11 protein-coding genes are annotated in these 13,385 nt (G+C 37.2%); 8 read left to right on the forward strand and 3 right to left on the reverse strand.

The features are described 5' to 3' along the window. Positions 1–416 precede the first annotated feature (416 nt). The 6 genes from AC1Z3K_RS07730 to AC1Z3K_RS07755 all read left to right on the forward strand — a co-directional run bounded on the left by AC1Z3K_RS07730 (position 417) and on the right by AC1Z3K_RS07755 (position 6,564). Positions 417–1,502 (forward strand): pre-toxin TG domain-containing protein, encoded by a 1,086-nt coding sequence (locus AC1Z3K_RS07730; RefSeq protein WP_461732390.1) that lies wholly within the window; start codon positions 417–419, stop codon positions 1,500–1,502. Positions 1,503–1,544: 42 nt separating this feature from the next. Further along, positions 1,545–1,778: a hypothetical protein gene (locus AC1Z3K_RS07735; protein ID WP_461732391.1), complete on the forward strand. Its 234-nt coding sequence runs from the start codon at positions 1,545–1,547 to the stop codon at positions 1,776–1,778. A gap of 1,188 nt (positions 1,779–2,966) precedes the next feature. Further along, complete coding sequence (locus AC1Z3K_RS07740) at positions 2,967–3,995, forward strand: FUSC family protein (protein WP_461732392.1); 1,029 nt, start codon at positions 2,967–2,969, stop codon at positions 3,993–3,995. A 243-nt stretch (positions 3,996–4,238) separates the two neighbouring features. After that, complete coding sequence (locus AC1Z3K_RS07745) at positions 4,239–5,948, forward strand: metallophosphoesterase family protein (protein ID WP_461732393.1); 1,710 nt, start codon at positions 4,239–4,241, stop codon at positions 5,946–5,948. 29 nt (positions 5,949–5,977) lie between these two features. Then, positions 5,978–6,229 carry a hypothetical protein gene (locus tag AC1Z3K_RS07750; RefSeq protein ID WP_461732394.1) on the forward strand — a complete coding sequence of 84 codons (252 nt, stop codon included), beginning with the start codon at positions 5,978–5,980 and terminating at the stop codon, positions 6,227–6,229. Between the two features lie 206 nt (positions 6,230–6,435). Next, complete coding sequence (locus AC1Z3K_RS07755) at positions 6,436–6,564, forward strand: hypothetical protein (RefSeq protein WP_426083653.1); 129 nt, start codon at positions 6,436–6,438, stop codon at positions 6,562–6,564. A gap of 764 nt (positions 6,565–7,328) precedes the next feature. On the opposite strand, the gene add is transcribed toward AC1Z3K_RS07755, so the two are convergent. From add to AC1Z3K_RS07770, 3 genes are all read right to left on the reverse strand, one after another. Continuing rightward, on the reverse strand, positions 7,329–8,348 hold the full coding sequence (gene add, locus AC1Z3K_RS07760) for an adenosine deaminase (RefSeq protein ID WP_426083655.1): 1,020 nt from the start codon (positions 8,346–8,348) through the stop codon (positions 7,329–7,331). Between the two features lie 266 nt (positions 8,349–8,614). Beyond that, on the reverse strand, positions 8,615–9,634 hold the full coding sequence (locus AC1Z3K_RS07765) for an ADP-ribosylglycohydrolase family protein (protein ID WP_461732395.1): 1,020 nt from the start codon (positions 9,632–9,634) through the stop codon (positions 8,615–8,617). Beyond that, positions 9,627–10,919 (reverse strand): PTS sugar transporter subunit IIC, encoded by a 1,293-nt coding sequence (locus AC1Z3K_RS07770; protein ID WP_426083659.1) that lies wholly within the window; start codon positions 10,917–10,919, stop codon positions 9,627–9,629. Before AC1Z3K_RS07770 ends, AC1Z3K_RS07765 begins: the two co-directional genes overlap by 8 nt. A 167-nt stretch (positions 10,920–11,086) precedes the next feature. Between AC1Z3K_RS07770 and AC1Z3K_RS07775 the strand changes: the two genes are divergently transcribed. Together AC1Z3K_RS07775 and AC1Z3K_RS07780 are read left to right on the forward strand one after the other, a co-directional pair. Then, complete coding sequence (locus AC1Z3K_RS07775; RefSeq protein WP_426083661.1) at positions 11,087–11,818, forward strand: GntR family transcriptional regulator; 732 nt, start codon at positions 11,087–11,089, stop codon at positions 11,816–11,818. 204 nt (positions 11,819–12,022) lie between these two features. Beyond that, positions 12,023–13,102, forward strand: coding sequence for a GntR family transcriptional regulator (locus tag AC1Z3K_RS07780; protein WP_426083663.1), 1,080 nt, complete (start codon positions 12,023–12,025; stop codon positions 13,100–13,102). Positions 13,103–13,385: the final 283 nt, after the last annotated feature.

Genomic DNA, 13,385 nt, shown 5'->3' on the forward strand with positions numbered 1-13,385 from the left:
TTAACCCCTGTCAGCTCTAGTATCTCTTTTGTTGTCTTTCCTTCAATTTTCAATTCAATTACTTTCTCTTTGACTTCAAGAGAATACGCCATTTTTTTCTTCATCAAAAGCACCTCCGCTAAATTTATTATATAAAATAAATTCAACGGAGGTGCCTCTTTTTTATATTCTCATTCTTGGGGGTCAGTGCCGTTGTTTCAAAAGCATTGTATAATTATCATTGTGATTTTTAGGAAGCGTATACCCTATTTTTAAGTAGTTTTGAAGCAGAAGTAGGGGAAACCTCAAAAGTACTAGATACAGATGAACTAATTGAATTACAAAATAAAATTAATCGGATTCAACAAGAAAAGCAAGACCTTCTACTGAAGATTGCTGGAAATATTGCGCTTGAAATTGTTGGTGGGTATGGCGTTATGTTCAAAGACTACCAAATCAATCAAGAGCAGAAGAAAGTAGATATTTTAGAAAAGTATCAGACATTTGAAGAAACGCACGCCAATGATTTTTCGGAAATTGCTTCTATCGGTTCACAACTTACGACAACAATGAGTGATCTAGGGAAATCAAGACAATTTAATACTGTAACGGGTACCTATACGTTTTCTGACTGTACCAATAAAGAATGGTACAAAAAGCTAAAGGCATACAATGATTCTTGTCCAGAACAACGAATGGAAATTGTTTTGGAAAATTCAGAAGCAGCGAAGCATGGGGTGTTTATTTATAAAGTTTATGTTGATGGTAAATATAATAAATTAGCCTCTGAAAACTTAATGTATGCGACTTCATTAGAAGGAACTAAAGCATTGGGGATATCTACTCTTCATATGGGAGGAGAGATAAGCAATATTTACGATATTTACCGCTTGTTTACAGGGAAAGACCCTGTTACAGGGGACAAAGCTAATCGATTAGAAGCAGGCTTATGGACAATGTTATTTCTATTGCCAATGACAAAACTTGCGGATAGTGTTCAAAGTCTTAGGGCAGGTGATAAGTTATTAAAAGGTGCAAATTTAACCGCAGATGATTTACGTATTTTAACGAATGCTGGGTATTTTAACGACGTAGCTAAGATTAGTGCTAGTAAGAAAATTATTTCTCCAAAAGAAACAGGTGGGTTTAAAGGCATTCCTGATCCATTTGATGAATACTTAAGATGGGAAAAAGCTGAAGATAGATATAATGATATTAGAAAATTAAATGATGATATTCAAAAAATAGCTGATAATACCAATTTACCTAAAGAAAAAATACAGAGAATAAAGGGTCATGTTTTTTTCAATGAACATACCTTAGATCACAAAATAGGTGTTTTTGATGCTAATCCAGATATGGCTGATGCTTGGGAAAGATTAATTAAAGGAGAATTCACTCAGAACGACCTTGTTTTGTTAGAACATGAGTATTTTGAATCCAGATTTGAGAGCTTGTTTAAAACGAATTATAGAAAAGCTCATGATAGTACTGTAATATCAGGGCGTGTATGGGAACCATAAACTAAGAGAATGCGAGGGAAACTAATGGGAGTTTACATGTTGATGACAAAAGATTATGAAGATGATGAAAAGGTAATCTATTTATTTGGACCAAACGAATTAACTTTTGGAAAAATAGAGTATGATAAGAAATCGAAAAAATTGAATGTAATTGAAGATGTTAATGATGAAAATATTTCTAATGAGGCTTATGTAAAATGGGCGGCTCAGAGAATTGGTCGGATTCTCTATAAAGAAGGAGGAGAATTTCCAGATCAAACATCTGTAGAGGGATAGCAATTAAGTTCATGTTCAATAAGTGATAGTATTTTAACGAAACTATATCTTTTATAAATGAGTTTGCTATTTTATATAATGTAATTGCATAAAATTGCTTAATTGTTTTGGAGAAGATTTTAAAGAGCAGTAGAATAAAATCTTATGAAATCTCATAAAGACTGCCTTTGTTAAAAATGGATGCTATTGCTGTAAAATTAATAATTTGAGATTAGATGAAAGAGAATATCTATTAATAAGGTCTTAAAAAAAAGAAAGAACAGCAAGTCAAATCTCAAAACGTTAATTTGCTGTTATATAAACGTTCAAAGCACTTTCCTAGCATATCGAGAAAGTGCTTTTTTGACCATTCTTTTAAAAGTGGTACCAAGAAATTGGTGTCCCTTGTTTTTTTTGAAAATAGAGAAGACTTTACAGAAGTACACTTCTTTAAAAATGGAAGGCACACTAATTAGTTGCATATAACGTTGTATCGATGATTATATCTCCATGAGTTTAGCTTGTTGTTCGTCAATCTCATTGAAAACCAACATTGTTTCATTCTGTTATATTTTATTGCAAAAAACTATTTTAAAGACTCGATTACGTTTTTTTTAACAAACAAAATTTTATAGTTACAGTTCATAATTTAATTACAGCATAATTTCATAGCTAGACTGATTTGGATAAAAATGAAAGGAGCTCGAGGTTACTAGTCGGAATCTAAAATAAATTATAGTCACCAAAAAGCCAATGCATAAATTGGTTACCTGACCAGATACCAATTATAAAAGCGATAATTATCATAAAAATGAGGGTTTTCAACCGTATCTTCATGACCTTATTCAATAAAAATGTAAAACCAAGTGCAAGACAAACAAATAATGGATAAACTACAACAGCAAATAAAAGAATAGCAATCCCCAAATTGAACACCTCGTAAAAAGTAATGAGTAGATTATAACATATGTCCTCCTAAAATTAGGTGCCTCTTTCTTCAGCTTTCAAACACATTTGTAAATCCAAGTTTTTCTCCGTATAATTATTAAGGGTGTTATGATAGTCATTGCATTTTTTTAGCTGCTGCTTAATTAAATAAAAAAAGCTGATTTTTTCGGAAAATGGGCTTCAATAGTCATTAACATTCATTTTTTATTAATAAAAGTAAAGATAGTTCTTGTAGTATATAAATAGAAAAGGAGGATATGTATGAAGGATAAAAATAATATCTTGCGTCCGCTGGGCTCTGGTTTGGCGATGGCAGTTCCTTTAGTGATAGGCATCCTGACGAAGGATTTGCGGATAAGCTCAGTGGGAACGATGGGAGCTTTTTCTTATTTGGCGTTTCAGCATCGTTCATTTGCGTATAACATGAAGGCTATTTCTATTCATGGTCTGGCTCTACTGGCTGCATTTATATTAGGTGCAGGCACTGCTATGTTTCCTTGGAGTGCCCCTTTTATTATTAGCACCTTATCTTTTGCTGCGTTTATTACTTCGAAGGTCTTCCGCATTCCAAAACCGGATTATTTTTTTGTCATTATGCTTTATGCGACGGGTTTTAATTTTCAGGCGGATTCTTTTGGTGAGATTTTTCATCATAGTACCTATTTATTATATGGAATCGGCGGTTCTTTGTTGTCTGGTTGTTTGATTTCATTGCTGGAAAAGCTGCCGTATCGAATTCCTAAAGATCATTTTCAGCGCTTGTCTATGATGGATAAATATTATCTGACGATGTATGAACACCCTAATACGCTGTTGAAGGCTCTGCACTATTCAATGATTCTGTTTATTGCGGCTTACATTGCCTATTTATTGAGAGAAAGCAACGGTTATTGGATATTGATTTCAGCTGCAGCTGTGTTGGCGGGGGAGCATATGAACAAAATTAAAGATCGAACGGTTGGCCGGGTAGTAGGCGGTGTTGTTGGGATTATGTTAGGTTTTTTCTTAGTCTCTTTAGGGCTGCCGCTGGTATTCAAAGCCCTGATACTGGTTGCTTTGAATATTTTGACTGAGTTCTTTATGCCTGTGAATTATATGGTAGCGAACTTCTTCACCAATCCGCAGGTTCTGCTGTTAATGACAATCGGTACGAATTTTACACCGTTAGGACTGATCCCGATGCGTTTGTCCGGTGCAATCATTGGCAGTCTACTGGCGCTGCTATTGATTTTCGTGATGGAGTATTGTTTACAGCAGCTACAGTCGGATAAAGCTTCGGCAGATGAGTGACAATTTTTTTGCCTATAGGATTGATCTTCTGGATTGCAGGAGCATGCCTATAGGCTGGACATGTAAAAGTCTGCTGGTCTACATTTACATATAAGCAGCACAAACGTTTCCTATTCATATTGCGAAGCGTTTTTTTGTGGAATGATTTTATTTTAGGCATGATATAATAAACCTGATAATTAATCACAGATGAAGTGAACAATAAGAGAAACAGCAATTATTTTGTAGAGGTGAGGTGATTTGGTGAAATCAGATAAAAGTAATGATTCGCTAGCTGTACAAAAGCAGCCTTCTGATGTGCCTTTAGCATCAAAGGCTGTGTTGCCGCCGGAGCTGGGGGCTCGTTTGGCGCTTTATCCGGAAAATAAACGGCGGCCGGTGAACAAGACCTTGTTTAGAAATGACTACTTTCAATTGACGTATAATGTGAGAGAACAGTCAATGAGTGTTTCCTCTAGAGGAGATATTGTCTATTCTGCCATTCCTTATGATACGGCCCGAAGCTATATTCAACGTGCAGCGATTCAGTACCTGCTTCATCCGGAGGAGGTGCGCCATTATCTGGAGCTGCATAGAACAAATATCGAACAGTATTTAGTGTTGAGTATTTTTCAAGTCACAGAAAAACGAGTGGCGAAGGATTCTATCGAGGTACAGCAGGCGTACAATGCTATTCTGCAAAATCCGCTGCTTGAAATTCAAATTTTAGGCCGGATGCTGCAGCATGATGAGACGGGACCTCTATCCGCAAATCTGGCTGGGAAGTTTTTGTTTAGTGAAAATGCCAAAACAGGTATAGCGGGCTATGTTTCTGAATATCTTAATTTTGTTGTTCAGCTTACTCAGTCTTTGCCAATCACAACCGATGGAAAAAATCTGCAGTTGTTAGAATCAACGATGCCGGATGCTTCTTCTGAGGATAAAGAGATGTATAAACAGCTAACCTTTGAATCAGATATTATGCCGGCTTTGGAGCTGCTTCCTCAGGAAATCAAACAAACGATTAATCATTCAATCATCAATACCACTCAGCCCATGCTTACGAATAATCGGCCGCTTTTGCGCTCACAATTTGGCAGCGAACTGTCTGAGGTTCGAAAAAATTATGTTGCACATAGTGTTGATCCGCAAGAGCTAAAACAGTATTTTGAAAATGTCCTGCCAACAGAGAGTACCAACTTGGTAAATGTTGTTTCGGATATTCATATACTGGATGGTAAATTTCCTTTCAGTAATCAACATTTTAATATACTAGCTGGCGATGTTCAGAATTCTAAAGTGACCAACGAGAAAATCCGTGGACTCTATGTTATAGGAAATCATGAATTGGTCGCTGTTTTACCAGAGAATCCTGATACAAAGGCTGAAGAGTGGGAGAAGTGGCGTCCTTTCCTTAACTATGAATGGTTTAAATTAATTCGGGAAAATCCTGATGATGCATGGCCGCTGCTGCCGACAGGGGATCATGACTATTATGAAGCTGTGAAAGGTGAGCTTGAAAAAAGGTTCCCTAAAATGAAGGTGTTAAATAATGATAGTGTGGTTCATGGCGGAATTCGCTACATAGGATTGACGATTCCGGTAGCACTGGTTAGGCGTAAAAAGGAGCTGCAGCGCTTTATTTTGAAGGCTTTAAAGCCGCTGCTTGCTAAGGATCAGAGTATACCGACAGTGATTGTTTCTCATGCCCCTTTATTTAACGAGCTAAGTAGGCTTTTTCCTAGAAGCAAGTCGTATAATAAGGACTATATTTGCTCAGAGCCGGCAATTGAACAGCTGTTTGAGCAGTATAATATCATTGGCGTGATTCATGGGCATCATCATATTCCAGCTGCCTTTGGCCGATATAAGCTAGTGGAATTTGCAGGGAAAGAGCGGTTTGTTGTTTGTTCTATTTATTCTGAAATGAACACTGGCTTTGAATTGACAAGTCTGTTTAATCCTAGCATATAAAGCATTTTGAATGGAGAGATAAAAGGGGAATGGCAATCTATATGTTAATGACAAAAGAGTATGAAGATGATGAAAAAGTGGTATATTTGTTTGGTCCAAATGAATTAACCTATGAAACGATAGAATATGATAAGGTGTTGAAAAAGTTAAATGTTATTGAAGAAGTAGAAGGTGATGCTATTTCCAATGAAGCTTATGTGAAGTGGGCTGCTCAAAGAATTGGCCGTATCCTTTATAATGAAGGAGGAGAATTTCCTCAACAAACCTCTGTTGAGGGATAAAAAATTTCTTTTAAAAAGCGTGTTGAAATTAGCTGAAATGAGTTCCTGTAAAGTTCGACTGTTCTTTAGGGTTGATAGAATGATAGAAAGCTCAGCTATTTCCCAATCTAGCCGATTAAACGTTTTTCTTACAGTTTCAGAAAATTAATTGTATCTTTCAATGCGGTTTTGAGTGTATAATGATACTGTTAAAGGCGGTGTAGAAAATGAATTCAAAAGAAAAAATGTTAGAGCTAATTAAAAAGAAACAGGCAGGCGGCCGCTCTAAGAAGATGGCTAATCCTAAAAATGATCTTAAAAACATGCGCAAAGGTCCGAAGATTTTTAATAAATAGACGAACTTTTTTTGCATTTGCTAGACAGCCGGTTTAGCCAGACCCATTGAGAACCAATCAATATCAGAATGTATATGTATCAAGAGTTTATTCGTAACGGTAACTATAGAGTTTGCGCTAGAACGGTTAACGTCAAACACCAAGTAGGTACTTTTCAGCAGCTCTACTTACATAGTAAGTAATCACAGTGATTCAAAGCAATGAGAAGGAATTTACGAAAATGACAGGAAACACGAAGTAAACCATTCGATGTTGGCTGATTCCTACCTGGTGCTTTCCCAATTTTTGTTTAAATTCGGCTTATTGCTGAAGAAGTTGCTCCTGCGATTACTCGTCGCAGTTAAGTGCTTTGCGAGTGCTCCTGCGGTTACTCGTCGCAGTTAAGTGCCCATATGTGTTATTGTCTCACCGTTTATTCGAGTTTCGACATACTAAACGTTCGGGATTTTATTTATTATACGCAGGTTCTATGACCGAATGATCGGTACAAATAAGTAGAATGGTCTAGTTTGTCCCTCAAGGTCAACTTGGAGAAGAACCTCAATCAGTAATCGACCTACAAGCTACTCCTGTTCTCTTTAGTATGACAGGAAATAGCGTGTAGGTCGATTATTTTCATTCTGTTTGGTGGCGGTAACCCACCATGGGTGTTTGTTCTACTCACTTTTTGTAATAATAGGCGAAGAGATGATTAGGTCTGGTATGTTGCTGAATCATATTTTAATGTTGAGATAGAGACTTTTTCGTCCTTATCATATTTTCTCTTATTTGGTAACTGTTGCATAAGCTGATATTATCTTTTTTCGCAAGGCACTTTTTGTCTGCTCATCGGTAAAAGCATGGTTAACGGCATGGAGATTCAGCTGTTCCATTTCGAGATAGGTTAACTTGCAATGTTCAAATAAAAGCTGATATTCTCTGGTTAATGTTGTTTGAGATATTGTACGGTTATCTGTATTGATGCAGCACGCAATATCTTCTTTTAAAAAATGACGAAGGGGGTATTCCGCCCAGTTTTTCACTGCATTTGTTTGTAGGTTGCTCGAAGGGCAAAGTTCTAAAAGTACACCAGAGGTTCGGCATAGCTGTTGAGCAATAAGGTTGTCTTTGATTGCCACCCCATGACCGATACGTAAAGCACCTAAGTGAACTGCCTCAATTACATTTTGAGCACAACCGCATTCCCCAGAATGAATGGTTAGATTCAAACCGGAGGATTGGGCATGTTCAGCGGATAATTTAAGCTTGACGGTCGTCAGCTGCTCTTCATCACCAGCGAAATCAAATCCAGCAATGGGGCATTGATTTAGTTCAACAAGAGTATCTATTAACTGCTTGTGTTCTTCTTCTGTATGATGGCGTAAGGCAGTAATTAATAGACTAACGTGGACAGCAAAGTCCTGTTTTGCTTGATTTATTCCCGAGTATACAGCGGTTATGATTTCTTTAAGGGATAAGCCTTTTTGTTGATGAAGTAAAGGGGCGAAGCGAATTTCAAGATAGCAGATATTTTCTGCAGCAGCCTGTCTAATAACATCATATGCGGCAGTGAACAGGCTCTCTTTTGTTTGAAGCAAGGGGAGGATTATATCAAAGCTTTCTAAATATTCTTTTAAGTTCAGACACTTTTTAGGCGCAGCAGCTTTTTCAAGGTTTGCTGTTGGCAGACCCTCTTTTTTAGCCAGCTTCTTCAAGGTATCTATTGAAACTGAGCCGTCTAAATGACAATGAAGTTCGACTTTTGGTAAATGAAGAATGGTTTTCTTTTGAGCAGTTGAATTCATATTTTCTCCTTGTATTTAATAAATCTGTCATGGGTAATTTAATATGGACTGGAACGAAAATGTATAGTCCCGAGCCATAAGCTGAGCTTAACAAAAAATATGTTTTTAGTTTGTGTTAAGCTCAGCTTATTTTCGAAGGGATTGCTTCTGTGGATACTTGCTGCAGTTAAGTCCAGTTATGTGCTGCTAATGCTCTACTATTTATCTGGGTTCTCTTGAGCGAGTTGTAAGGTTGGGATAAACACTTATTTTACATTGAGCAACGATTATAAACAGAGGGCAGTAAAATCATGAATAACTTTTTGGATGGAGAGTTTGGGATTTGCTTGCTCCATTTTTCTAATATATCTTTTTGGGATAGAGTCTATACCGTTTAATCCGCCTGTGATACCTCCCAACATTGATGCGATGGTATCAGTATCTCCTCCAACATTTACAGCTGCATAAATTCCAGACATGGTTTGGCCTTTTGTCCCAGCTAGTAAACTGAAAACAGCAGGTATAGATTCTTGAACCCAAAAGTTAGTCCCGACTTTATCCGCAGTATTTTGTAATAAGTCAGCAAAATCCTTGGACTGTCTACCTATGTAAACAGCTTTTCTAATTTTATATTCAATATCTGGTCCAACCGAGATGTGCTGTTGTTCTTCTCCATATTTACGCCCTTCTAGTGCCCCCCATAATGCTGCTTCAATGATTGTTTTGAGAGTCGCTTCGTTAGTCAATGCCTCCGTTGCACCACAGCAGATAGCAGCGGCGGCAGAGATAGCATTGCTGTTAAAGTGGGTAGATTGACACATTGCGATGGTGTACTCAAGAGCTCTTTTTTTATTTCCTTTGGCTAGAACTGCCAGAGGAATGGTTTTCATGGCTCCGCCATTTGTAGCAAGCCCGCTATAGTTAATTAGCCCAAATGGATCAACATCTGTTGGCAAATCTAATCGCATCTTTTCAATGGCTGTTCTAGTTGTTGGACCGGCAAACTTATCAAAATAATATCCGTCGTTCCCCCAAGCAATGATGGCTTCTTTTGCGATTTTTTCATTGAACATTCCTTGATGCTGAAGGATTGCCTGCATAAGGTAATAGGACATACTAAAGTCATCTGTGATAGTTCCAGCAGGATATTCCCTAGCAAAAGTATCATTGGGAGCTTCTTGATATTCTTTTACATAGCCCCCAAAGCGTTCAATAATTTGCCGTGTATTTCGTAGTTCTGTTGGGGCACCTAAGGCATCGCCGACAGCAGCGCCATAAAGAGCTCCAAGTATTTTTTCTTTAGTCATTAATTTGCTCCTTTTTTAATCTAGTTTGTCCATCTAATACTTTCAAGAAGATATACCACATAAATGTTAGAACAACCAGTAATAAAAGTTGTAAAAGTGCACCGCGGATAGAGTTTGTCACAATAGCACCACTAATAATTAAGGGCATGGTATAAGGAAGTGCTACTCCAGTGGTGAGGGGAACTAACCCGACACTCATTGCAAAATAAGAAGTAACGGTCGTAATAATCGGTGTTGCTACTAACGGAATGAATAATATTGGGTTCAGCATGACTGGTAGCCCGAAGATTAACGGTTCGTAGACACCGAAAATTCCTGGAGCTAATGAAATCTTTCCGAGGTCATTCCAATCGGATCTTTTTTTAAAGAAAAACAACAATGAAATGAGTACTGGTATGGATAAATAGCCGCCGTTCAGTACAAAGAAATCTGTAAATTGTCCAGTTACTATATGAGGAAGTTCTTTTCCAGCTTGAAAAGCTGTCAGATTGTCAAAGGATTGGGTATTCCAGATTGGTACCATCACACTTCCAACAATAACATGTCCATGAAGACCAAAAAACCAAAAGAGATTTACTAATACCCCAACAATGATGGTTGCCGGTAGTGAGGTACCTAGAGAGGTTAATGGTTTTTGTAGCAGCTGATAAATCAGATTATTGACTGTCTCAAAAGGAGTGAGTTCAAATAAACTTCTTACTGTAAAGGCAGCGATTAAAGCGACAGCTATTGGCACAAAAGAAAAAAATGAATCTGAGACAAGTTTTGGTACGCTACTGGGCATTTTGATAGTCCAGTTATGCTGAATAGCGTAACGATAAATTTCCGTAGCAATAATTGACATAATAATGGCGGAAAACATGCCTACTGCCCCAATTTCTGATAAAGGGAGGACGCTTACTACTAGTTCTCCGGATTCTGTAACAGTGGTAGTAGGTGTGATCATGATGAAAGACAGCAATCCCACCAAAGCACCGTAAATTCCGTTTATTTTATAATGATTGGATAGACTATGGCCTATCCCTGCAGCAACAATAAAAGATATAACACCCATTGTTAAAGAAAAAGTAGGGGACACAAAAGTCTGGAATTGTGTAATATTTTCTTCACCAAATAAATTTGGCAAAAATGGGATATTAGCAATTGCGGTAAAAATAGAGCTGAAAACAGTAAAAGGCAGGGAAATCAAAAAGGCATCTTTAATTGCGACTAAATAGCGGTTTTTACTAAAAACATCAGCAAAAGGCAGTAGATATTTTTCCAATACAGCTGTTAACTTTTTCATAGTAGTTCTCCTTTTGTTTTTTTAGAAAGCACTTTCAAAAATATTAAACCATATGTTTTTTCTGGAGTCAACCAAATTATTTTTTGGAACGTACCAATTTGATTGAAAAAAGAAAAATACTTAGCTATAATAGAATAAACAGTAAAGTTGCAGTTAAGGAGGGCGAAATGGATTCTCTCAGTTTATATGAAAAAATAGCTGACCAGTTAAAAAGAAATATTCTAAATGATCAGTATGCAACAGGAAAACTCCCGAATGAAAGGGTTTTAAGTGAAGAATTTGAAGTAAGCAGAAGCACAATGAAAAAAGCAATTGATTCATTAGTAGAAGAAGGCTTACTCTTACGAAAAGCACGCTCTGGAACATTTGTAAATTTACTTTTTAAAAAGAATTATGAAGATTACAGCCATCAGCGCAAAGGACCGATTGGGTTAACTAAGTCTTTTTCAGAACAAGGGAGAGAGATTCGGTCAACTATCTTATTATTTGAAGTGATTTTACCGCCTGAAGAGGTGCGAAAAGCTTTGCTTTTGAATGAAAGTGATTTTACGTATCATTTTAAGCGAGTTAGATACATCGATAATAGCCCAGTATCCATCGAGACAGATTATATTCCTATCCAACTGTTTCCCCGTTTGACAAAGGAGATGATCAAGGACTCTATTTATGATTTTGCAGTTAAGGAACTAGGGATTTTATTAACAAACTCTTATGTTTCAATTTTTTCTATGCCGTCAAATCAAGAAGATCAAAAGGAATTAGGCCTTGAAATACATGAACCTGTAACAGTAACAGAAGAAGTTGTGTTCACTGAAACAGGGATTCCGTTTGAGTACTCTATAGTGAGAAATCATTATCAGAAATTTACCTACAACACATCCGTAAATACTGCGAAGTAGCAGTTCTGTCCTTATCATTTTTTTGAGTTGTTAGTTGAAATTTAAGATTAGTTATTTTGTTTTAGTGAAGGGGTAATTTCTTTTAGAGCAAAGAGTAAAGGAAATGAAACTAGGTAACTGAAAATCTGCATTATTGACTTGCTTCCTCTATGAAAAAGACCTATTATAAAAAATGACCGTACAAATTTTATGTGGAGGAAAAATATGGTATCTAAATATCAGCAGATTGCTGACGAACTACGTGCTAAAATATTAAGCGGCGAGTATCCTGACGGTTCTGTGATTCCGCCGGAGCTTAAGCTGCAGGAAATCTGTCAGGTGAGCAGACATACTATTAGACAGGCGATTGCTTTATTAGTTAATGAGGGATTTCTTCGTAAAGAAAAAGGTTCTGGCACCTATGTGGATGACCGTTACAAGGAAGTAGGAGAATCAGTAAAACGGACGAAAACAATTGGAGTGATTACCACCTACCTATCTGATTATATTTTTCCTTCGATTATTCGTGGTATTGAAGAAGAGCTTCGTACGAGGGGATATTCACTCCTACTGGCCAGTACCAGTAATGATCCAGAACAAGAACGTAAGTGTTTGGAAAATATGCTGGCTCAGCAGGTTGATGGGCTTATCGTTGAACCGACTAAGAGTAATCAGTACAACCCGAATTTATCCTACTACCTTTCTTTTAAAGAAAGGGGAATACCTGTGGTGATGATTAATTCCTGTTATGAAGAAATTGATTTGCCTTTCATCAGTCTGGATGACGTGAAAGCGGGCTTTTTAGCGACTTCCTACCTGCTTGAACAGGGACTGAAAGAACTGGCTCTGATTGTAAAAATTGATGATTTACAAGGGAAGCTTCGGATGAAAGGGTTTATCGAAGCTTTTGAAGAGGAGAACCTCACCTTTAAATCCAGTAATATTTTCACCTATGCTACTGGAGAAAAGGCAGCTGTGGTTGAACGTGTAGTCGCTTGTTTAGAAAAGGACACCGCTATACAAGGGGTGGTCTGCTATAATGATGAGATTGCCAATCAACTGGTACAGCAGCTGGCGGCTGCCGGTAAGCGGGTGCCGGAGGATTTTTCTGTGATTGGACAAGACGACTCTTACTTAAGCACGGCAGGAGAAGTAGCACTGACAACGATTACTCATCCAAAAGAACAGCTGGGAAAAGATGCAGCAAGCTGGATGGTTACAGCGATTGAGAAAAAAATGATTGGGGAGAGTATCCTGTATACTCCTCAAGTTGTTGAACGAAAATCTGTAAAAATAAGTAGATAGAAAAACATTCTCTTTAATTGAAAAAGAGGTTGTGACAAAAGTGTTCAGCTCCGAGAAATAAGAAGAATAATTCGAAAATAGCTTCTCATATTTTTGAGATTATTCGGCTTATTTCCGAGAAAGCTGCTTTTGGAATACCGTTTATTCGGTTTTAGGGATGTCAAAAGTCTGGGATTTTGTTTATGTCCCAGACTCTTTTCTTTGTTTTAAAATGGACTAAACAGGGTTGATTTTTATATGTTTCGAGAATCAAAAAAAGCTTGTAGGAACCTGACGCTTTGTC

The organism is Enterococcus sp. LJL128 (genome assembly GCF_056924295.1).